The organism is Azoarcus sp. PA01 (assembly GCA_001274695.2).
Taxonomy (GTDB): Bacteria; Pseudomonadota; Gammaproteobacteria; order Burkholderiales; family Rhodocyclaceae; genus Aromatoleum.
The window spans coordinates 2309187-2330493 of sequence record LARU01000002.1 but is presented as its reverse complement, the minus strand read 5'-3'; the positions used below and the strand labels follow the sequence as shown (position 1 = coordinate 2330493).

Genomic DNA, 21307 nt, shown 5'->3' with positions numbered 1-21307 from the left:
CGTGACGAACGACAGCGGCGAAAGGGCCTAAAAATCACGCCCCGGATGCCGTAAGCTTCGGCACGAACCGTTCCCCGGCGCCCTCCACGATCCCGTCGCACCCTCATGGCAGACCTCGACCGCATCAACGTCCTCATCATCGAAGCCAACCCGGGCATGCGCGGTCAGTTGCGCACGATGCTCAACAACATCGGCATCGCTGCGGTCAATTTCGCGCCGTCGGCAGGGATGGCGATCACTCGCCTGCGCGAGCGGCGCTACGACCTGATCCTGTGCGAATACAACCTCGGTGACGGCCAGGACGGGCAGCACCTGCTCGAAGACCTGCGAGCCCGGGACATCATCCCGCTCGACACGCTGTTCATCATGATCACCGGCGAGCGCAACTACGAGCGGATCATCAGCGCCGCAGAGCTCGCGCCGAACGATTACATTCTCAAGCCGCTCACTCCCGACACCCTCCATTCGCGGCTGGAGCGCGCGTTCGAAAAGCGCGACGCCTTTCGCCCGGCGTATCGGCTGATCGAAGCGGGGGAAACGCACGACGCGATCGAGGCGTGCATCAGCGGCCGCCGCGAACACCCCCGCCACGCGATCGATTTCATGCGCCTCGAAGCCGAGCTGCATGGCGGACTCGGCCACACCGACACCGCAGAGGAACGCTACCGGGAAATCCTCGCTGTGAAGACCATCCCCTGGGCACGCCTCGGCCTCGCGAAAATGCTTTTCGCGCGGAAGGAATACCGCGAGGCCGAGGACATCCTGACGACGCTCGTCGCCGAGAACCGGCGCTACATCGACGCCTACGACTGGCTCGCCCGGACCCGCGAGGAAAGCGGCCGCATCGACGAGGCCCGCGAGGTTCTTGCCAGCGCGGTCGCGCTGTCGCCGCACCGGATCGGGCGCCTGCGTTACCTCGGCAATGTCCTGCTCGCGGTCGGCGACCACCAGAGCGCCGAGCGCACGCTGGCCGAAGTGGTGCGCAAAGGCAAGTATTCGGATTTTCGCGACCCGGAAGACCACGTGCGGCTGGTGCGGGCACAACTCGGCCAGGGCCGCGTCAGCGAGGCCGAATCGACGATCCGCGATCTAGAACGGTCGATGGACGGACTGCCTGCGACGGCGCTGTGCAGTTCCCTGTCGAAAGCGCTGTACCACAGCCAGACCGGGTCGCCTGCGCGTGCCCAGGCTGCGCTGCAGGCCGCCATCCGCGACGGCGCCGACGTCTCCAGCCTGTCTGTCGGGATGAAGCAGGAGTTCGCCAAGGCCTGCCTCGACAACGATCTCGAGACCGAAGGCAGCATGCTGGTGATGGACATTCTGCGCAATTCCGCCGATGAGCGGACAGTCGAGACAACACGGGCGATGTTGCGCGCCAAAGGGCGCGAGGACATGTCCGAAGAACTCGAACAACGCGTCCATCTTGAAGTGAAAGGCCTCATCGCGGCCGGCGCGGACAAGGTCAGGAGCGGCGATTACGATGGCGCGGTGCAGGAAATGCTGAGCGCGGTGCAAAAAATGCCCGGCAATCCGCATGTACTGTTCAATGCAGCGCTCGCGCTGCTGCGACATATCGAGAACCGCGGCTGGAACGAGCGTCTCGCCGCCCACGCCCGCAGTCTGATCGCCCGCACGCGCCGGCTCGATCCGGCCAATCCCCGGCTCGAAGCAATCACGGGCTTCATGCACCAGCTGACGAGAAAACACGCGGTTCGCACGCAGGCGTGACGCCCGCCCCGCCTGCTGTTCCATCGATTTCGAGGCCGTAAGCGCCCTTGCACGCGAGACCCGATGCGCCGACTTGCACTCCGATTCGCACTGTTCCTCGCCGCCGCGCTGGCGGCCCTGCCCGCGTGCACACGCGATACGCCTTCCGCCGCCGGACTGCAGGGCTTGCCGCCCGAGGCGATCGCCACGCTGCAGCTGATCGAGCGCGGCGGCCCGTTTCCTTATCGTCGCGACGGCATCGTGTTCCAGAACCGGGAACGGCTCCTGCCGCAGCACCCGCGCGGCTACTATCGCGAATACACGGTCCCGACGCCGGGTTCGCGGGATCGCGGGGCGCGGCGGCTCGTGACCGGCGGCGACCCGCCCGCGGTGTTCTACTATACGGACGACCATTACCGCAGTTTCCGGAGAATCCAGCCCCAGCCATGATCGCCGAAAACGAACTCGCATCCGTCCTGCAGCAGCCCGAGCGCGCAGGGGTCTACCACCTGCCGCAGCACGGTGCGGAGGCGATCACCCGCGCCGCGCACGAGCTCGATTTCCCGGTCTTGCAGGTCGATCTGTCCGGCTGCGCGGACAAGGGGGATTTTCTCGCCCGGATCGCGGCCGGCCTCCAGTTTCCGGACTGGTTCGGGCAGAACTGGGATGCGCTTGCCGACTGCCTCGGGGACATGACGTGGCTCCCGGCGGACGGTTACGTGATCATCCTCGAACATGCGGACCGCTTGCGCGGCGCCGCCGAAGCCGATTTCATCACCGCGCTGGAAATCTTCGACGAAGCTGTGCGCGAACAAGCTGACGAAGGCGTTCCCCTGTGGATTTTCGTCGGGCTGACGGCAAACGGCATCGTGCACCTTCGCACGCTGTGAGGGCGGACTTGCCGTACAAGCGGCCGATTTCGGTCCTCGTCGTCATCCACACCGCGACGCTCCAGGTGCTGCTGCTCGAACGGGTGGTTCCTCCCGGTTTCTGGCAATCGGTGACCGGCAGCCTCGAAGCGGACGAATCACCGCTGCAGGCGGCGATCCGGGAAGTGCACGAGGAAACCGGCCTGGCAGTGTCCTCGAGCCAGCTGCATGACTGGCACCACACGAACCGCTTCGAAATCATCGAGGGCTGGCGCGCCCGCTATGCGCCCGGCGTCACCCACAACACTGAGCACGTGTTCAGTCTCTGCGTGCCCGCCCCGCGCCCGGTCAGGCTCGCGCCCGCCGAGCACCGGCTGCAGCTGTGGCTGCCGCTCGAGGAAGCCGCCCGAAAAGCATCGTCGTGGACCAACCGCGACGCGATCCTGATGCTGCCGCAGCTTGCTGCGCAGCAGCCGACCGCTCCGGACTAAAGAGCGGCGGGCGGCTCGCCCGCCGCAAGCAGCAGCGTCTTCAGGCAGTTCGGGCAGTAGCAGCCGATCTCCGCGTCCGGCATCGCCTCCATTGGCGGCAGCGCAGCGCACCAGCACGCCGGCAAGCCAGCCGCCATGCCGCAGGTAAAAGCGGCGGCGCAACGCGGGCAATTGTTCGTGGCCACGTCGTTCCCGATCGTGTTCCCGGTGAGGTCGCTCATGTGGAAATACTCCGGACAGGACACGAGATATTACTTCCCCCGCGCGGCCGAAAGCTTGAAAAGCCGCCTCCCGCACCTATATTGGCTACGTAAGCGGTTCAAACCCATGATGACCGTGTTGGCGCATAGGAGGAAAACATGAGCAATCTCATCCGTCGCGATCCGTTCGACGATCTGCTGCGCGGGTTTTTCGTTCGTCCCGTCGATATGACCGCCGGGATTCAGGGCGAAGCGCCGCAGATGCGGGTCGACGTCAAGGAAGACGAAAATACGTACCAGGTGCACGCCGAGTTGCCGGGCATCAAGAAAGAGGACATCCACGTCCACATCGACGGCCCGGTCGTGTCGATCAGCGCCGAACGCAAGCAGGAAAAGGACGTCAAGGAAGGCGAGCGCGTCCTGCGCACCGAGCGCTATTTCGGCAAAGTGTCGCGCAGCTTCCAGCTCGGCCAGGAGATCGACGAAGGCCAGTCGAGCGCCAAGTTCAATGACGGCGTGCTCGAACTGAGCCTGCCGAAGAAAGCGCCGGCGCAGGCAAAGCGGCTGACGATCACGTGACATCCCCAGCCCGAATGGCGTCTCGAAGATTCGCCTGGTCCGCCGGGCGAATTTTTTGTTGAAACCGGCGCGACAAGGCCTTTTCGGAAGCGCCGTGCGCATCCATGCTGTCCTGATCGCCTCGCTCGGATTCAGCGCTACGGTCTACGCCGAAATCCTCCGCGTCGGCCCGCACGAAACCTTTACGCGCATCGCCGACGCGGCAAAGCACGCCAAGGACGGGGACATCGTCGAAATCTTGCCGGGTGAATACCGGGGCGATGTCGCGGTCTGGCGACAAAAGCAGATCACGATCCGCGGCGTCGGGGAGCGGCCCGTTCTGATCGCGGATGGAGCCAGCGCCGAAGGCAAGGCGATCTGGGTGATCCGCAACGGGGACGTTCGGATCCACAACGTCGAGTTCCGGGGCGCAAGCGTACCGGACGGAAACGGCGCCGCGGTCCGGCTCGAGCGCGGACGGCTGCATGTCAGCGCGAGCAGCTTTATCGGCAACGAGAACGGCATTCTCACCGCAAACTATCCGGACACCGAGTTGCGCATCGAGAATTCCGTTTTCGCCCAGGCCCCGCGCAACGTTGCTTTGCCGCATCTGCTTTACGTCGGTCGCATCGCCCGCCTCGAAGTCACCGGCAGCCGTTTTCATCAGGGCTACGAAGGCCATCTCATCAAGTCGCGCGCCCGCCATAATGACATTCGCTACAACCTGATCCACGACGGCCCCGGCGGCGAAGCTTCGTACGAGCTCGATTTTCCCAACGGCGGCACGACATTCGTCGTCGGCAACGTGATCGGCCAGAGCGCCGCGACGCAGAACCCGGTCGTCGTAGCGTACGGGGCGGAAGGAAACATCTGGCCTGAAAGCGGGCTTTACCTGTCGCACAACACGCTGATCAGCGAGCGGATGACCGGCGCGTGGTTCCTCCGGATCTGGAAGGGCGCGCTGCCGCCGCGTACCGAAGTCAAGGCGGTAAACAACCTCACGGTCGGCCTCGGCGTATTCACCCTCGGTGCGCACGGAGAGTTCAGCGGCAATATTCCCGCAGTCGCCGCGCTCCTCGGCGCTCCGGACATCCTCGACTTCACGCTCGCCTCCGACTCGATCCTGCGCCGCTTCGGCAGCCCCCCCGGGGACGCGCGAGGTTACAGTCTCGCCCCGGCAGCGGAGTTCGCATTGCCGATCGGCACGCGCGCACTGCAGCCGCCGCAACGGTGGGCTCCCGGAGCCTTCCAGACTTCGGAGTACGCGCCATAGGGTTCACGGATTAAACTTGCCCCCTCGGCTGCCCTTCCGCTCAAGCCCGGCCCGAACTCACTCGCACAGTCGAAGGACCTTTACATGACCGGTATCACCAAACCGCAAGACGTCAACCCTGCCCGCAAGGCCGAGATCCTTGCAGAGGCGCTCCCTTACATCAAACGCTTCTTCGACAAGACCGTCGTCATCAAGTACGGCGGCAATGCGATGACCGACCCGCACCTGAAGGACTGTTTTGCGCGTGACGTCGTGCTGTTGAAGCTCGTCGGACTGAATCCGGTCGTCGTTCACGGTGGTGGCCCGCAAATCGAAACCCTGCTCGCCCGCGTCGGCAAGAAGGGCGAGTTCATCCAGGGCATGCGCGTCACGGATGCGGAAACGATGGAAGTCGTCGAAATGGTGCTCGGCGGGCAGGTCAACAAGGAGATCGTCAATCTGATCAACCAGCATGGCGGCAAGGCCGTCGGCCTGACCGGCAAGGACGCGAGCTTCATCCGCGCGAAGAAGCTGCTGATGCAGAAGGAAAACGCGCCTGGCGATCTGGTGGACGTCGGCATGGTCGGCGAGATCACGAAGATCGATCCGAGCCTGATCGCATTTCTCGATCAGGGCGACTTCATCCCGGTCATCGCCCCGATCGGGGTTGGCGAGGAAGGCGAGACCTACAACATCAACGCCGATGTCGTCGCCGGCAAACTCGCGGAAATCCTGAAGGCCGAGAAGCTTGTGCTGCTGACGAACACACCCGGCGTGCTCGACAAGGCCGGCAACCTGCTGACCGGCCTCACGCCACGCCAGATCGACGAACTCGTCGAAGATGGAACGCTGTCGGGCGGCATGTTACCGAAGATCGCCTCGGCCCTCGACGCGGCGCGAAACGGAGTGAAGTCCGTGCATATCATCGACGGCCGCGTCGAGCATGCGCTGCTGCTGGAGATCCTTACCGATCACGGTGTCGGCACGATGATCAAGAGTAAGTGAGCGGGCACTCCCCACGATCACGGGGCGGGCAGGATGCGCTCGCCCCTCAGGCAGCCCGGATCAGTTCTGCTTCCTTGGCGCCGGATCCTGCCATTTTCCGGCTTTCTCGAGCTTCCCCCTCAAACCGGGAAGATTGAACCCTTTCGCATAAGCCGCATGTGCGTGCTCTAGCGCGCGATCGTACTTCTTGAGATCGGCATAGATCAGCCCGGCATTGTAGTGAAAGTTTCCGCTGTTTTCGCCGAGTTTCTCTGCAGCCTCGAGCATTTTCAGCGACTTTTCCTTCTTCCCGATCTGGAACAGATAGATGCCGTAAGTCAGAGGGACCATCCCGTCGTCGGGACTGAAGCGCATCGCCCGGTCGAACCAGCAGTCGATCGAATATTTCGACCCCGCCGGGCGAGCCTTCTTTTCCTTCACCGCGAGCCGCGCGACGGCATGCAGCGCCCGGTGATGGTTCGGAAACGCCCGCAGCGTGTACGAGATGTCCCCGCCCACCTTCGAGGTCGTGATCCCCGCGCGCAGACTCTCGACGTCTCGATTGAAATGGTGCCTCTCGACGACCGCCAGCTTGTGCTTGTCAGTCCGATAGTCGTAGGGGCCATACGCGTTATCCAGCGAACCGCAGATGGCTTCGCCCAGCACCTCGCCCTGCACGGACGGGGGCGCCGACAGCAAGAAGAGCGCAGTCAGCAACATACCTCCCGAAACCTTCGACGCCTGACTCATCCCGACACCTCCTTCACCCAGCCGTTTCAGTTGACCCGCGGCAAAAGTTTCTTCGCACCAACCAGTTCCATGTCGCCACAGCGACGGCCTCGCGCTTCTCTTCAGATGAAAACGTGTGGTCGGCCGACGCGAAAGTGACGACTTCCGCTCGCCGCCGGTCGCCCAACAGGGTCCGCCACGCGGGGCGCTTGCGCGTTTCCAGTTCGAACTCCTTCGCGACGTAGTCGTTCCCGCTGAGGACTATGGCGAATGGAATCTTAGCTTTCTCGAGGCTTGCCGACATCCGGTTCGGCAAATCGGGCGGCGCCGCAGAAGCGGAGTTCGCACGCGGCGCGCCGGAGCGCGCCCTGCCCGCCATCGCCAGCAAGGAGGCGACCGAGGCGCGCAGGGAAACCCGACCTCCGACCAGCTTTTTCCAGAAGCGCGGGTCCGTCAGCCTCTGCCGATAATAATGCTTGAGATAAGTCTGCGCCTCACCCGCTTCGGTCCGGACCCACGGATTAACGAGCACTGCTCCGACAACGCGCGAATCGTTCGGCACATAAAAACACGACGCACTGGCGCCGTCACAGAGCCCCCAGAGCACGACGCCATCCAGAGTCGGCGCCAGCGCGAAGAGCTTGTCGACCGCTGCCGCGATGTCGCCGTCCACGTCGCGGAAGTCGCGTGTCCCTCCGGTGGAATCACCCATCCCGCGATAATCGAATCGCATGCACACTACTCCGCGCTCGGCCAGGAAACGGGACAGGAGAACGAACTGACGGTGACTGCCAGCACGGTACTGCGGTCCGCCGACGACGATCATGACCCCGACTCCGGACGGGCGCTCCGGCAGTGCGATCACGCCGATCAGCGTCTCGCTGGCGCAACTGAAAACGACGGCGTCCTCACTGTACTTCATTGCCGACGCTCTCGAGGGCAGCGACGGACGCATCGATCAACGCCGGGCAGACCTCGACTTCCAGGGTTTGCCAGAATCCCGGCCCGGCGATCGCATCGGCCGACCACTGCCCTCCCCGCTCCCGCCAGCGTTCGGCGAGCAGCGCCACCGCCGGAGTGGGCTCGGGGCGCTCGGATGAGACGATTTCGAGGCTGGCGACCAATCCGGTGAAGCCGGACGGCAATTCGAACCGGGCTTTTTCGAGCCCTCCGACGAGGTCCGGCGACAGCGCATAACCCGCAATTTCGACGGGATGCCCGGCCTGCAACTCCGCCCGTAGGGCCGCTATCGTCGCCTTCGCGTCGCCATCCTCCATCATCCGGCTGACTCCCTTTAACCGCAGGAACTGGGTGAGGTGCTGGTGCCCGTTTGTGACCGGATGCCACAACAGCAAAGGCATCGAAGCGGGCTGCGTCTTCAACCAGTCTGAAACCACGAGACTTCCGGCTCGCAGGCTCCAGACGACCATGGGCCCGCGCGTCCGTTCACGCAGCCATCGCCATGCCACATCGACGTCGATCAGCCAACCCGGCCAGGTCGCATCGCCGAAATCGCCGGTGCTGTCACCGCAGCCGCCCAAATCAACCTGCAGCACCATCCAGCCGCGTTCGGCAAACGCCCACGACGCAAGCGCTGCCATGCGCCGGGATTTGTTCATCTCCTCGGCAAACGGATGAACGTACAGGACTGCGCCGCGCGGTTCGCCTGCGGGCGCGGTGACAAGACAAAAGCGCTTTTCGCCCCCTTCGACGGGGAGAAAGAAAGCAGAACGGCGGACGGGCATCGGCCCGGTCAGCTCAGCTTGCCCGCCACGAAATCGACCAGCGACCCGACAGTCATGAACGTGGCTCCGTCAATTTCGTCATCCTCCGCGACGATGCCGAAACGCTCCTCCAGCAGATTGATCACTCCGACCACGGCCATCGAGTCCAGCTCAGGGACGGCGCCCAGCAGCCGCGTATCGAGGTCGAAACCGGAAGTGCGCCCGTTCAGGCTCAGCACCTCGTCGAGGATCGACAAGACTTCTTTCTTGATATCCAACGACATACTCCAAATAGCTAGAAGGGCAAAGCACATTATAAGGCCTTGCAACAGGTGGCTGCTATTATAGGCGCCCGTTTGTCCGCCACAACGCAAGACCGTCAGAACCGCCGTTGCCCTCGCGCGGCGCAAGAGAATGTCCATCTGGAGTGCTGTCACGATGAAACGCGTGCTGATGGTTGCGTTCCACTTTCCTCCGATCAAGGGAAGCAGCGGTATCCAGCGCACTTTGCGGTTCGTCCGATACCTTCCCGAGTTCGGCTGGGAGCCGATCGTACTCACCGTCGACCCGCGCGCTTACCTCGGCACCGGAAACGATCAGTTACGCGATATTCCTCCCGGCACGACCGTGATCCGCACGCGCGCCTGGGATGCGGCGCGGCATTTCGCGATCGGCAAGCGTTACCCGCAGGTACTCGCGCGTCCCGACCGCTGGATGTCCTGGTGGCTGAGTGCGGTGCCGACCGGACTCGCGACGATTCGAAAGTATCGCCCTCACGCGCTGTGGTCCACCTATCCGCTCGCGACGGCGCATCGCATCGGCCATACGCTGCAGCGCCTGAGCGGCCTGCCGTGGATCGCCGATTTTCGCGACCCGATGGCTCAGGATGGTTACCCGGAGGATCCTTCGGTCTGGCGGAGCTTCGAACGAATCGAAAGAACGGGCATTGCGCGCGCCGCCTTCAGCACGTTCACGACGCCCAGCGCACTTCACGATTACCAGCTGCGATACCCGGCGCGGGCCATGCGCATGAGCCTGCTGGAAAACGGCTACGACGAAGAAACTTTCGAAGGAACGCACGACGGCTCGCCCCTCGACGCCGACCGGCTGACGCTCCTCCACAGCGGCATCGTCTATCCGAGCGAGCGCGACCCGACTGCACTGTTTGCCGCGCTGAAAGAGCTCAAGCACAGCGACAGAAGCACTTTCGACCGCCTGCGCCTGCGTTTTCGGGCGCCGGTGCACAAAGGGCTGATCCAGCAGTTGACAACCGACAACGACGTTGCCGAAGTGATCGAGATTTTGCCGCCGATTGCCTACCGCGACGCGCTTTCGGAGATGGTGCGAGCGGACGGTCTGCTGATATTGCAGGCCGCGAACTGCAACGCCCAAGTGCCTGCCAAGCTGTACGAGTATCTGCGCGCACGACGCCCCATTCTGGCGCTCACCGATCCGGCCGGCGATACCGCCCGCGTTGCTCGCAACGCGGGGATCGAGGCCATCGCGCCACTCGATGACCCGGGCGCGATCGGCGATCTGCTGCGCCGCTTCGTCGGCGACCGGCACCAGGGCACGTTACCGAACGAGACCGCGATCGCGGGAGCTTCCCGGCGCGAGCGCACCCGGGAGCTGGCGTCGCTGCTCGATCGCGCCGCGCCCGCCTCCCGCTGACGAAAATGCCGGTCGCCAAGCTTTCCGCCAGCATCGAGAAGCTGGGCTGGGCAAACGGCCTGCTGTACGCGTTCGGGCGGGCATTGCAGCGGGCAAGCGGCGGGCGCGCACGGCTCATCCGCTACGTGCTCGTCGCGCAGCCGATCCCGCCTGCGGCTCAGGCGCAGTGCCGGCCTTCGACGAAGAATTCCGTCAGGGTGGTACGACCGGACGATCCACTTGTGCAGCAGTTTCCCCGGGCGAAATCCGTCATCGCCCGACGTTTCCGCACCGGAAGCACCTGCTTCGCGACCGAATCGAAAGGCCAGTTCTCCGGCTTTTTGTGGCTTGCCCGCGACGCCTACGAGGAAGACGAAGTCCGCTGCCGCTACGAGCTCGCACAACCGGACTCCAGCGCCTGGGATTTCGACGTCTACGTCGAACCCGCGTATCGCATCGGCCGCACGTTTGCGCGCCTGTGGGATGCGGCCAATTCGCATCTCGACGAACAAGGCGTTCGCTGGAGTTTCTCGCGCATATCCACGTTCAATCCGGCATCGCTTTCGTCACACTCGCGACTCGGCGTGCGCAAGCTCCACACTGCGACGTTCCTCTGTCTCGGAAAACTGCAGGTCGCCGTGATCGGTGCGCCGCCTTTCGTGCACTTCAGCCTGTCCCCGGCGTCACGCCCGGTGCTGCGCCTCCACCCTCCTGCCGACGGATGAGCCGGCGGAAACGAATTGTCGCGTCTTGTCGATCGCGCTTGGGCTAGACTTCCGTCATGAAAGTCGGGCATTCAACCCTTTTCGGCACGGAACGATGAACGCAACCTTTCTCCTGCACCACCTCGTTTCAGCGTCTGCCGAGCGCGCTCCCGATGCTCCCGCGCTCACCTTCTCTTCCGACACCCTGTCCTACGGGGCGCTCGCCGGCGACGTCGCGTCATTCGCAGCCGGGCTGGACCGGCTCGGGCTGACGCGCGGCGAGCGGGTGGCGATCTATCTGGACAAGCGTTTCGAGTTCGTCACGGCCGCGTTCGGTGCGACCTGCGCAGCCGGCGTGTTCGTCCCGATCAATCCGATCCTCAAGGCCGAGCAGGTCGGGTACATCCTGCAGGATTGCAGCGTGCGCGTGCTCGTGACGTCGCCGGAGCGTTTCGCGGCGCTTTCCGCGACGCTGGCAAACTGCCACGACTTGCGTCACGTCGTGCTCACGGGCCGGCCGGCCGAGCTGCCGGTGCTGTCCGGCACTTCGGCCCACCATTGGGACGAGCTGCTCGACAATGGCGGGCCAGCGCCAGCCGCCCGCCTCATCGATACGGACCTTGCAGCGATTCTCTACACATCCGGCAGCACCGGCCGGCCCAAGGGCGTCGTGCTGTCCCACCGGAACATGGTGATCGGCGCGAAGAGCGTCGCGAGCTACCTCGAAAACCGGCCGCAAGACACGCTCCTCGCCGCCCTGCCGCTGTCCTTCGATGCCGGTTTCTCGCAACTTACCACGGCCTTCCACAGTGGCGCGCGCGTCGTACTGATCAATTACCTGCTGCCGCGCGACGTGCTCAACGCGGTCGCGCGCGAGCGTGTCACGGGGCTCACGGCAGTGCCTCCCCTGTGGATCCAGCTCTCGCAGCTGACGTGGGCGGACGACGTCTCCGAACATCTGCGCTACATCGCGAATACGGGTGGGCGTATGCCGCTCGAGACCTTGACGAAGCTGCGCGAAATGCTGCCGCGCACGCGACCCTACCTGATGTATGGCCTCACCGAAGCGTTCCGCGCGACTTACCTTCCACCCGAGGAAGTCGACCGGCGCCCGGACTCGATCGGCAAGGCGATTCCGAATTCGGAAGTCCTGGTGCTCCGCGAGGACGGCACGCCGTGCGCGCCGAACGAGCCCGGCGAGCTCGTGCAACGGGGCGCGCTCGTCGCCCTCGGCTACTGGAACGATCCGGAAAAGACGGCCGAGCGCTTCAAGCCGCTGCCCGGCCGCGAGGCAGGACTGGTGTTGCCGGAGGTCGCGGTGTTCTCCGGCGACAACGTGCGCATGGACGAAGAAGGCTTCCTGTATTTCATCGGCCGACGCGACGAGATGATGAAAACGTCGGGCTACCGCGTAAGCCCGACCGAAGTCGAGGAGATCCTCTACGCGACCCGTCTCGTCGGCGAGTGCGTCGCCTTCGGCGTTCCGCACCCGACTCTCGGGCAGTCGATCTGCGTCGTCGCGACCCCTGCGCAGGGCTGCGTGCTGGACGTCCCGGCCCTGCTCACCGAATGCCGCAAGCGAATGCCGGCCTACATGGTCCCGGCGCACATCGAGGTGCGGGAAGGACCGCTGCCGCGCAACCCCAACGGCAAGATCGACCGCAAGACGCTCTCTTCTGAATTTGTCGAAATGAACTCGCCAACACCATGAGCATTGAGCCAAAACTGCCTCCCGGCCACGCGCGGATGGATCAATTCGACATCGCCCACGGGGAATTGCTGATCGGCGGCCTGCCGCTCACGCAGCTCGCGGCGCGGGTCGGGCGCACGCCGTTCTACGCCTACGACCGCTCGCTGCTGACGCGGCGCGTCGCCGAGCTGCGCGCTGCGCTGCCGCCGGGCATCGAACTGCACTATGCGATGAAGGCGAACCCGATGCCCGCGCTGGTCTGCCACATGGCGCCGCTCGTCGACGGCATCGACGTCGCGTCGGCCGGCGAGCTGCGCGTCGCGCTCGACGCCGGTGCTGCGCCCCGCGACATCAGTTTCGCCGGCCCGGGCAAGCAGGAAAGCGAGCTGCGGCAGGCGGTCGCCGCCGGCATCCTCGTCAATGTCGAGTCGTTCCGCGAGGTTCCGCTACTCGCCGCGATTTCGGATGAACTCGGGCTGCCGGCGCGCGTCGCCGTCCGCGTGAATCCCGACTTCGAGCTCAAGAGCTCGGGCATGAAGATGGGCGGCGGGCCGAAGCAGTTCGGCGTCGATGCCGAGCAGGTGCCGGCGCTTCTCGTCGAGATCGGCCGCGCAGGCCTCGCGTTCGAAGGGTTCCACCTCTTCGCCGGCTCACAGAACCTCAAGGCCGACGCGATCGTCGAAGCGCAGCGGAAAAGCTTCGAGCTCGCCCTGCGGCTCGCCGAGCATGCCCCGGCCGAGGTCGCGTTTCTCAATCTCGGTGGCGGCTTCGGAATTCCGTATTTCCCCGGCGAGCAGCGACTCGAGCTCGCGCCGATCGCCGACAATCTCGCGTCGCTGCAGGCGCAGGCCTCACGCCAGCTGCCGCACGCGGCGATCGTCATCGAGCTCGGCCGCTACCTCATCGGCGAAGCGGGGGTCTATGTCTGCCGCGTCACTGACCGAAAGGTGTCGCGCGGCCATACCTATCTGGTCACCGACGGCGGACTGCACCAGCACCTCGCGGCTTCGGGCAATTTCGGCCAAGTCATCCGCAAGAACTATCCGGTCGCGATCGGCAATCGCCTCGGCCTCGCCGACGTCGAAGCCGCGTCAGTCGTCGGGCCGCTCTGCACGCCGCTCGATCTCCTCGGCGAACGCATGACGTTGCCGCGCGCGCAGCCTGGCGACCTCGTCGTCGTGTTCCAGTCCGGCGCGTACGGCGCGAGCGCGAGCCCGCAGGGCTTTCTCGGGCATCCGCCGATTGTCGAAGTGCTGGTCTGACGCGCGTGGTTCGCTCTGCATGCAAGACGAACCGACCCGCCTCGCCGTCCCGCCCGAGGCCGCTCGTCGTGAAGAGCGAGCAGCGCCATGTCCTTGCGCCGTTCGCGCCCACGACACGCGCCTGCCCCGAACATGCGAACCCCGAGACATGCGCCAGTCCGTGTCGAGGCGCCACCGATGACTGATATCGCGATGAGCAGCGGGAAACCCACGAGCGTCGTCCGCAGTGCATTCCTGACCGTGGCGATGCGGTGGTCCGACCGCCTGATCGGTGTCGTCAGCATGCTGATCCTCGCGCGGCTGCTCGTGCCGGCCGATTTCGGCATCATCGCGATGGCCTCGCTCGTCATCATGTTCGCCGACGTGCTGTTCGAACTGGGCGTGCACGTCGCGCTGATCCAGAACAGGAATGCGACCCAGGCCGACTACGACACCGCCTGGACGATCCGGCTGATCCAGAGCGTCATCTCGACGGCAATCGTTTTCGTTGCCGCGCCGTGGGCCGCCGATTACTTCAACGAGCCCCGCGTGGCGCCGGTGATCCAGGCGTTGGCGCTCACCTTCGTGCTGCACGGGCTCGAAAACATCGGCATCGTGTCCTTTCAGAAGAACATGCAGTTCGGAAAGGACTTCCGCTTTCTCTTCACGAAGCGCTTCGCGGGGTTCGTCGTGACGATCGTCGCCGCGTGGCTCCTGCAGTCGTACTGGGCGCTGGTGATCGGCAACCTCGCCGGCCGCACGGTCGGTCTGATTCAGAGCTACACGATGCATCCGATGCGCCCGCGGCCGAGCCTCGCCAAATTCCGCGAAATTTTCGGCATTTCGCAGTGGATGCTGGTCGGCAGCATCGGCGGGTATTTGCAGGGCAAGCTGCATTCGCTCATCGTCGGCGGACGCGAAGACGCCGGCGTGATGGGCGCCTACTCCCTCGCAGGCCAGATCTCGTCGATGCCGAGCACCGAGCTCCTCGCGCCGCTGAACCGCGTGCTGTTTCCCGCCTTCGTCCGCGTCAAGAACGATCTTGCCGAACTCAAGCGCGTCTTCCTGCTCGCGCAGGGGGTGCAGACGCTGATCGCGATGCCCGCCGCGATCGGCGTCGCACTCGTCGCCGACGAGCTCGTCACCGTGTTTCTCGGCGAGAAATGGCGCATCACCGTGCCGTTCATCCAGATCTTCGCAGTGATGGGTTTCCTGCGGGCCATCACGACAAGCGGCACGTACATCCTGCTGACCTTCGGCAAGACCCGCTTGACCGCGCTCACCGCATGGGGACAGGTCGTCCTGTTCGCCGCGCTCGCGCTGCTCGCCTTCCCGGACGCCGGAGCACTCGGCATTGCCCAGGTGCGTCTTGCCGTTGCAGTGACCGGTTTTGTCGCGTTCATTGCGCTGCTGCTCCGGCAGTTCGCGCCATTGCGCCTCACCGACATCCTCGCCTCGATCGCTCGGCCAGTCGGCGCCGTGATCCTGATGGGATTCGCCGTTTTTTACACCGGAGAGGCGATGGCGCTGCCAAGCCCCCTGTTGCTTGCCTCGAAAGTGCTGGTCGGCGCGGCGACTTATTCGCTCGCCATCCTCGTGCTGTGGTGGCTTGTCGGCCGTCCCGACGGCGCCGAAGCGTATCTTCTGGAAAAGTTGCGCGGCCTGCGCCGACGCCGCGCTTGAACCCCGGGTGGCACCGCCGCCCGCGGAAAACCGACCAAGGGAGGTTGCTCTTGCTTCCGATGATTCAAGGGCTTTTCAGTCTGACGGGCGAAGCCCCCCGATTCGATATGCGCTTCGCTCAGGGATTGAAGCGCATCGACTGCCCCGGCGGCATGCTCGCCATCGCGCCGGGCATGTCGGTCGCGCAGTCCTCCGACAGCGTCTGCGCAGCGTGGGGCGCACCGCGTTTCCGGGACCCCGGCCTCGCCCGCATCGCGGTCGACGACGGCCCGGCCGTCGCGTGGCTACGCGCGTTCGCATCGTCCGGGGCACGCGCACCCGCGGGCGTCGCCGGGCGGTTCGCGGTCGTCATGATCGACCCGGTGCGCAGTCGCTGCCTTGCCGCAGTCGATCGTTTCGGTTCGCTTCCTTTCTGCTACGCACGGGACGGCGGCATCTTCGCCTTTTCGGACCGCGCGGACCGCGTACCCGGGCCGGCGCGGGCCGTCGGCAAACAGGCAATCTTCGATTACCTGTTTTTCCATCACATCCCTGCACCGGAGACGGTTTTCACCGACGTCCATCGCCTGCCCGCGGCCCATTCGGTGACCGGGGAACGAAGCGCGGTGAACACCGAGCCGTATTGGCAGCCGGTATTCGACGAACCGCGAAGCGGCGATTTTCCGTCGCTGAAGCGCGAGTTTCTCGAACTCGTCGAGCAGGCGGTTGCCCGTGAAGCCGCGGACGGAAACGTCGGCGCGTTCCTGTCGGGCGGGACCGACAGTTCGACGGTGTCCGGCATGCTGTGCAGAGTGCTCGCCAAGCCTCCCCGCACGTATTCGATCGGATTCGACGCAACCGGATACGACGAGATGGAATATGCGCGCATCGCGGCACGCCATTTCGGCCTCGACCACCGGGAATACTATGTCACGCCGGACGACCTGCTCGATGCGATCCCGAAAGTCACCGCCCATTTCGATCAGCCGTTCGGAAACTCCTCGGCCGTCCCCGCGTGGATCTGCGCGCAGCGCGCGCGGGCCGAAGGCATCGACAAGATGCTCGCCGGTGATGGCGGCGACGAGCTCTTCGGCGGAAACTCGCGCTACGCGAAGCAGCGCATCTTCAGCTGGTACGACCTCGTGCCGGGCGCGCTGAGCAAACACGTCATCGAGCCGGCACTGGCGCTTCCCGGCATCGACCGGCTGCCGCTCGCCCGGAAGGGCGCGAGCTACGTCGAGCAGGCGCGCGTACCGCTTCCCGACCGCACCGAGATGTACAACCTGCTCCACCGCATCGGCATCGAGTCGATATTCACGCCCGACTTCCTCGCCGGCATCGACATCGAGCACCCCGCGAAGATCCAGCGGCAGACCTGGTCCGACGTGCGCGCGCACAAGCTCATCAATCGCATGCTCGCGTTCGACTGGAAATACACGCTGGCCGACAACGACCTGCCCAAGGTCGTCGGCACGACGCAACTGGCCGGCCTCGACGTCGGCTTCCCATTCCTGTCGGACGAACTGGTCGATTTCTCGCTGCGCCTGCCGCCCGAATGGAAGCTCAAGGGTCTGACGCTGCGCTGGTTCTTCAAGGAAGCGCTGAAGGGATTCCTTCCCGACGAGATCATCGCGAAGAAGAAGCACGGGTTCGGGCTGCCGTTCGGCGTGTGGGCGACGTCGCATTCCGGGCTTCAAGATCTGGCCAGCGGAGCGGTAAGAAATTTCGCGCAACGCGGGATCGTCCGGCGCGACTTCGCGCGAAAACTCCTCGACGAGCTGCTGCCAGCGCACCCCGGCTATTACGGGGAAATGGTGTGGATACTGATGGCGCTCGAGCATTGGCTGAGCGCGCATGAGGATTCGCTCCGCGAAACCGCGTCGCGTCCGCAGGAACCGCTGCCGTCGGGATCACCGGTGTCCTGAGTCCATGTCATGGTCGATCGGAAGGACATTCAACCTCACCTCATCGCTCGCGCGAGGCCTGCAATGAAAGCGCTTTCACTCGTCTCCGATTACCGTCATGCGATCCGATCGGCGTCGTCGGGAAACCCGCTGCGTGCGCCGCGCGGACTGACGAGCGTCCTCGTCGCCCGCGCCGCCTTTGACATCGGCCCCCGTTTTCACTCGCTTTACGATCTCGCCAGCGTCCCGCGAACCGACTGGCCCGAATTCATCATCGATGTCGGGCTGAAGAAGATCATGCGACGGATTAACGCGCCCGAGGACCGGGAAATCGTCAACGACAAGCTTCGTTTCTTTCGTCATTGCGAAGCCAACGCGCTCCCGAGCATCCCGATTCTCGGCGCGATCGACCGTACCAGCGAGGACCCGACGTTGAATGGCGTCGACAATTCCTTGTGGGTTGAACAAATGGGATCCGCGCCGGACAGGGTCTTCATCAAACTGATCGACGGAACCTGGGGAATAGACGCTTTCATTGCCGAACGACGTGGGAACGACAACTGGCGTTTCTGCGAGCGAAACGGCGCCGCTGCCGATCTTCATGCGTTTTGCCTGGAGCGCCTGAAAGGGCGGCGCGGGTGGATCGTTCAACCTCTGGTGCGATCCCATGCACAGTTGCACCGCATCATGTCCTCCCATGCCCTCGGGACGATCCGCGCGGTCACCTTCATCGAGAACGGCATCGTTGCCCTGCCCTATGCGGTTCTTCGCATTCCAGTCGGGAAGAACCGCGCCGACAATTTTTCGCACGGGGCATCCGGCAATCTGGTCGCACCGATCACAATGGAGACGGGAATAGTCGGAGTCGCGAGAGGCTCGAAGCGTAAGGACTGGCCGGAAATGATGGATGTCGACGTCCACCCGGACACCCAAAACCGAATCTCCGGCTTTGCGCTTCCATTCTGGTCCGAGCTCAAGAAGCTGATCGTCGCAGCCCACAAGTCGCTTCCGAATCTGGCCACCCTCGGCTGGGACGTCGCAATCACGGACAGCGGCCCCTTAATCGTGGAGACAAATCCCACCTACGATGTGGACCTCCTTCAGGTCGCGCTCAGACGTGGACTGAAGAGCGAACTCGTGAACACGCGCCTGTTACCCGCTCTCGCGTCAAAGGCTTGAGCGCAGGACGATCCGCCCCCCGAAGCGCGGTTCCCCAGCTCGGCGTCAACACTGCAGGAGGCGACAGAATGGTCAGCAGAAATCCCGCCGTCGATTTCCTTCGGCTGTGCAAGCGATACATCGAATTCTCGAAGCAGATTGTCGCCGACCTCTCCTGGCACCGGGCCCAGTGCCGCCCGGATTTCAGGACATTCCGGAAGCGGGTGACCGAACAAACGCGCCTGTTGCACAGCAATGCGATTTGCGCCGAAGATTATTACCACCTCGCGCTATACCGTGATTCACTGACGGCCGAACAAAAGCGAACCTTCCTCGGCTCTTACGAGAAATGGCGCTATTTCAACCGGCTGAATCCTGCAGTTTACGACGTTATCGCGCGCGACAAAGCCTTGTTCCACATCTTTGCGGCATCCTCGGGGATTCGTACCCCCGACACCCTTGCGACCACCGCCGCGGGTCACAAACCTTTCTTCGGACGACGCCTAGACACCGTCGAGGCGACCAGACGATTCCTGTGCGACAACGAAGGAGAGGAACTGTTTTTCAAGCCCGCGGACGGGAGCCTCGGTGAGGGGGCGATGGCCGTCGGGCGCTCGAAGTCGAACGTCGGGAAATGGGAGCAAATTCCAGACCGGATCCCGATTACCGTAGAGGAAATTCTTCGACATCTCGTCGTCGACGGCGTACTTGGCCGGTTCCTGATCCAGCGCCGGCTGAAACCTAATGAGGCCTTGGCGAAAATCGTGCCCGAGGTCTGCCCTACTGCACGAATAATGACCTTGACATCGACAAAGGGTGTCGATCTGCTCGGCGCAGCACTCAGAATGGGTAGCGGGCACAGCCCCACCGATAATGTGGCAGGCGGCGGACTGATCGCTCCGATCGAGATGGAAACCGGTACGCTGCGCCTGGCCGTGTGTCTCGACAGCGGGACACCGGAAGCGGTGACACGTCACCCCTTTACCCACGCCCCGCTGCAGGGGATCATCATTCCCCAATGGAATGAAGTCATAGCGCTCGTCCGCGAAAGTGCAACGCGACTGAACTTCCTTCCGTGCATCGGGTGGGACATCGGCCTCACCGACGAGGGTCCGGTAGTCATCGAAATCAACACCCGTCCTCGCTGCATTTCCGTCCAGACCGGCGTCGAGTACGGGCTGCTGAGCGGACCGCTCGGCCGGGAGCTCGCAAAAACTGCAGGGCGCCTGAACAACGGGCTGACGATCCCGGACTACGCTTACCAGGCCAAACAGCATCAAGCCGCCTAGTTCGCGTGAAAGCCCGCGATGGCGTGCCGGCGCGAAGTCGAGAAACAGCCCGTCTTCGAACGGGCGTGCAGCCTCGACTGGCACACCTGTATTGCCTCCCGTTGTCGTCCGACGAGCAACGTTTCACGTTTGAAAACCGGGTTCAATTCAGCCTCGCGATCGACTCCTGCTTGATCCGCGACACCACCTTGTACATCCCTGAACCGTGCGATCCCTTCAGGAGCACCGCACCGTTCCGACGTCGCTCTGCGCACAACGCCTGGTAAATTTCGCTGCCGTCCTTGCAACGCGCTACACTTCCGCTCCGATTGGCTTCGGTAAAACCCTTCACATAGCTGCCGCCGTACTCTCCTGCGGTGATCAGAACATCTCCCACCTCCGCAGCGGCACGCCCCACCGATTCGTGAAGTTCGTCACTTCCCTCGCCAAGTTCCAACATATCCCCAAGCACCAGTATACGGCGACGGTCTCCTGCTATCTCCCTGAACGTTTCAAGTGCTGCGCGCATCGAAAGGGGGTTGGCGTTGAACGTGTCGTCGTAAAAGAGTTCGTTATTGCCGTTCGTCCACACTGTCCCCCTGCCGTTTTTGGGAGCGTAATCCTGGACGATCGAAGCCATGACGCCACGCGGCACATCGGCAATCAGACCGACGCACCAGGCCGCGAGGACCGCATTCAGATGATGGCGGTTCATAAGATGCGGAAATGACATTTCCATCGCCCCATGTGGGTCATGCAGCACCGTTGTCAATCCGGAACCCGAGCGCCTCGGGCTGTCCATCCACACATCCGCCGAGGATGAAAATCCGAAAAACAAGGTCTGGCCGGAATGGAGTTTGGCCATATTCCGGACATTCTCGTCGTCTTGAAACAGGATCGCATAGCCGTCATGAGGAAGGGCCGCGACGATACTTCCCTTTTCCTTGGCGACGTTCTCGATAGCGCCCAAGGTCGCGAGATGAGCCGGACCGATAGACGTAACGATGGATATCGACGGACTAAAAACACGAAGCTGCTTGGGAATCTGATTCGGTAGTCGGGCGGCGATCTCCAGGACGAGATAGTCGGCCTCTGGTTGGCCACGGACAAGCCTGGACAGTAACGAAGGAGTCGCCCCGAGGAATTTCTTCAGGGACGTCAGGTTGGATAGCCCGAGCAAAGTACTGGGGACTCCGGTCCTGTCGTTTCTGTTGCCGACCGTACTGCGAACCGTATATGTGCTGGCAAGGACGGCCGCGACGCATTCTTTTGTGGTGGTCTTCCCCGCGCTGCCGGTGATCGCGACAATAGGCACCGGATGACGGGAATATTCGAACCCGGCAGCCGATCTCAGACAAGCAGCGAGGAACTCCGTTCTCATATCGCGGAGATCCTCAATCAATCTCATGGAAATAGGCGAGGTCATCATATAGAGGTCATCCCAAGCAAAAGAGTTATTTCCTTTCCCCGGCGGATCCGAAAACCGGTGCGAAACGGAACCAACTGCCCCGTTCCG

At 63.8% G+C, this 21307-nt stretch carries 21 protein-coding genes; 15 read left to right on the top strand and 6 right to left on the bottom strand.

The features are described 5' to 3' along the window. Nucleotides 1-105: 105 nt before the first annotated feature. The 4 genes from PA01_11780 to nudB all read left to right on the top strand — a co-directional run bounded on the left by PA01_11780 (nucleotide 106) and on the right by nudB (nucleotide 3067). Nucleotides 106-1728, top strand: a complete 1623-nt coding sequence (locus PA01_11780; GenBank protein ID KON82173.1) for a response regulator — start codon at nucleotides 106-108, stop codon at nucleotides 1726-1728. Nucleotides 1729-1791: 63 nt separating this feature from the next. Beyond that, nucleotides 1792-2157 carry a ribonuclease gene (locus PA01_11775; protein KON82480.2) on the top strand — a complete coding sequence of 122 codons (366 nt, stop codon included), beginning with the start codon at nucleotides 1792-1794 and terminating at the stop codon, nucleotides 2155-2157. After that, nucleotides 2154-2597 carry a barstar family protein gene (locus PA01_11770; GenBank protein ID KON82479.2) on the top strand — a complete coding sequence of 148 codons (444 nt, stop codon included), beginning with the start codon at nucleotides 2154-2156 and terminating at the stop codon, nucleotides 2595-2597. Before PA01_11775 ends, PA01_11770 begins: the two co-directional genes overlap by 4 nt. A gap of 8 nt (nucleotides 2598-2605) precedes the next feature. After that, nucleotides 2606-3067, top strand: a complete 462-nt coding sequence (gene nudB / locus PA01_11765; GenBank protein ID KON82172.1) for a dihydroneopterin triphosphate diphosphatase — start codon at nucleotides 2606-2608, stop codon at nucleotides 3065-3067. On the opposite strand, the gene PA01_11760 is transcribed toward nudB, so the two are convergent. Continuing rightward, a complete protein-coding gene (locus PA01_11760; protein KON82171.1) occupies nucleotides 3064-3288 on the bottom strand; it encodes a cysteine-rich CWC family protein in 225 nt (74 codons plus the stop codon). The genes nudB and PA01_11760 overlap by 4 nt on opposite strands. A gap of 138 nt (nucleotides 3289-3426) precedes the next feature. On the opposite strand from PA01_11760, the gene PA01_11755 reads away from it, so the two are divergent. The 3 genes from PA01_11755 to argB all read left to right on the top strand — a co-directional run bounded on the left by PA01_11755 (nucleotide 3427) and on the right by argB (nucleotide 6082). Further along, entirely contained in the window at nucleotides 3427-3846 is a 420-nt protein-coding gene (locus PA01_11755; protein KON82170.1) for an Hsp20/alpha crystallin family protein, read from the top strand. A 94-nt stretch (nucleotides 3847-3940) separates the two neighbouring features. Further along, entirely contained in the window at nucleotides 3941-5098 is a 1158-nt protein-coding gene (locus tag PA01_11750; protein KON82478.2) for a hypothetical protein, read from the top strand. A gap of 84 nt (nucleotides 5099-5182) precedes the next feature. Continuing rightward, nucleotides 5183-6082 (top strand): acetylglutamate kinase, encoded by a 900-nt coding sequence (gene argB, locus PA01_11745; protein KON82169.1) that lies wholly within the window; start codon nucleotides 5183-5185, stop codon nucleotides 6080-6082. Between the two features lie 60 nt (nucleotides 6083-6142). On the opposite strand, the gene PA01_11740 is transcribed toward argB, so the two are convergent. From PA01_11740 to PA01_11725, 4 genes are read right to left on the bottom strand one after another with little or no spacing between them, the layout of a single operon-like run. Next, complete coding sequence (locus tag PA01_11740; protein KON82477.2) at nucleotides 6143-6811, bottom strand: hypothetical protein; 669 nt, start codon at nucleotides 6809-6811, stop codon at nucleotides 6143-6145. A gap of 13 nt (nucleotides 6812-6824) precedes the next feature. Beyond that, on the bottom strand, nucleotides 6825-7712 hold the full coding sequence (locus tag PA01_11735) for a hydrolase 1, exosortase A system-associated (GenBank protein ID KON82168.1): 888 nt from the start codon (nucleotides 7710-7712) through the stop codon (nucleotides 6825-6827). Beyond that, complete coding sequence (locus PA01_11730; GenBank protein ID KON82167.1) at nucleotides 7699-8535, bottom strand: hydrolase 2, exosortase A system-associated; 837 nt, start codon at nucleotides 8533-8535, stop codon at nucleotides 7699-7701. The genes PA01_11735 and PA01_11730 overlap by 14 nt, the downstream gene beginning before the upstream one ends. An 8-nt stretch (nucleotides 8536-8543) precedes the next feature. Then, nucleotides 8544-8792 carry a phosphopantetheine-binding protein gene (locus PA01_11725; protein KON82476.1) on the bottom strand — a complete coding sequence of 83 codons (249 nt, stop codon included), beginning with the start codon at nucleotides 8790-8792 and terminating at the stop codon, nucleotides 8544-8546. 160 nt (nucleotides 8793-8952) lie between these two features. Here PA01_11725 and PA01_11720 point away from each other — a divergent pair, with 160 nt between their 5' ends. From PA01_11720 to PA01_11685, 8 genes are all read left to right on the top strand, one after another. Further along, nucleotides 8953-10185, top strand: coding sequence for a glycosyltransferase (locus PA01_11720; protein ID KON82166.1), 1233 nt, complete (start codon nucleotides 8953-8955; stop codon nucleotides 10183-10185). A gap of 5 nt (nucleotides 10186-10190) precedes the next feature. Continuing rightward, a complete protein-coding gene (locus tag PA01_11715) occupies nucleotides 10191-10889 on the top strand; it encodes a GNAT family N-acetyltransferase (GenBank protein ID KON82165.1) in 699 nt (232 codons plus the stop codon). Between the two features lie 94 nt (nucleotides 10890-10983). Continuing rightward, nucleotides 10984-12579: an acyl-CoA ligase (AMP-forming), exosortase A system-associated gene (locus PA01_11710; protein ID KON82164.1), complete on the top strand. Its 1596-nt coding sequence runs from the start codon at nucleotides 10984-10986 to the stop codon at nucleotides 12577-12579. Nucleotides 12580-12614: 35 nt separating this feature from the next. Further along, nucleotides 12615-13820 carry a pyridoxal-dependent decarboxylase, exosortase A system-associated gene (locus tag PA01_11705; GenBank protein ID KON82163.1) on the top strand — a complete coding sequence of 402 codons (1206 nt, stop codon included), beginning with the start codon at nucleotides 12615-12617 and terminating at the stop codon, nucleotides 13818-13820. Nucleotides 13821-13997: 177 nt separating this feature from the next. Next, nucleotides 13998-15482, top strand: coding sequence for a lipopolysaccharide biosynthesis protein (locus PA01_11700; protein KON82475.2), 1485 nt, complete (start codon nucleotides 13998-14000; stop codon nucleotides 15480-15482). A 107-nt stretch (nucleotides 15483-15589) separates the two neighbouring features. Then, entirely contained in the window at nucleotides 15590-17386 is a 1797-nt protein-coding gene (locus PA01_11695) for an asparagine synthase C-terminal domain-containing protein (GenBank protein KON82474.2), read from the top strand. 63 nt (nucleotides 17387-17449) lie between these two features. After that, nucleotides 17450-18544: a hypothetical protein gene (locus PA01_11690; GenBank protein ID KON82162.2), complete on the top strand. Its 1095-nt coding sequence runs from the start codon at nucleotides 17450-17452 to the stop codon at nucleotides 18542-18544. A 68-nt stretch (nucleotides 18545-18612) separates the two neighbouring features. Further along, complete coding sequence (locus PA01_11685; protein ID KON82161.1) at nucleotides 18613-19812, top strand: hypothetical protein; 1200 nt, start codon at nucleotides 18613-18615, stop codon at nucleotides 19810-19812. A gap of 142 nt (nucleotides 19813-19954) precedes the next feature. Here PA01_11685 and PA01_11680 read toward each other — a convergent pair whose 3' ends face one another. Further along, complete coding sequence (locus PA01_11680) at nucleotides 19955-21172, bottom strand: UDP-N-acetylmuramoyl-tripeptide--D-alanyl-D-alanine ligase (GenBank protein ID KON82160.2); 1218 nt, start codon at nucleotides 21170-21172, stop codon at nucleotides 19955-19957. Nucleotides 21173-21307 lie beyond the last annotated feature (135 nt).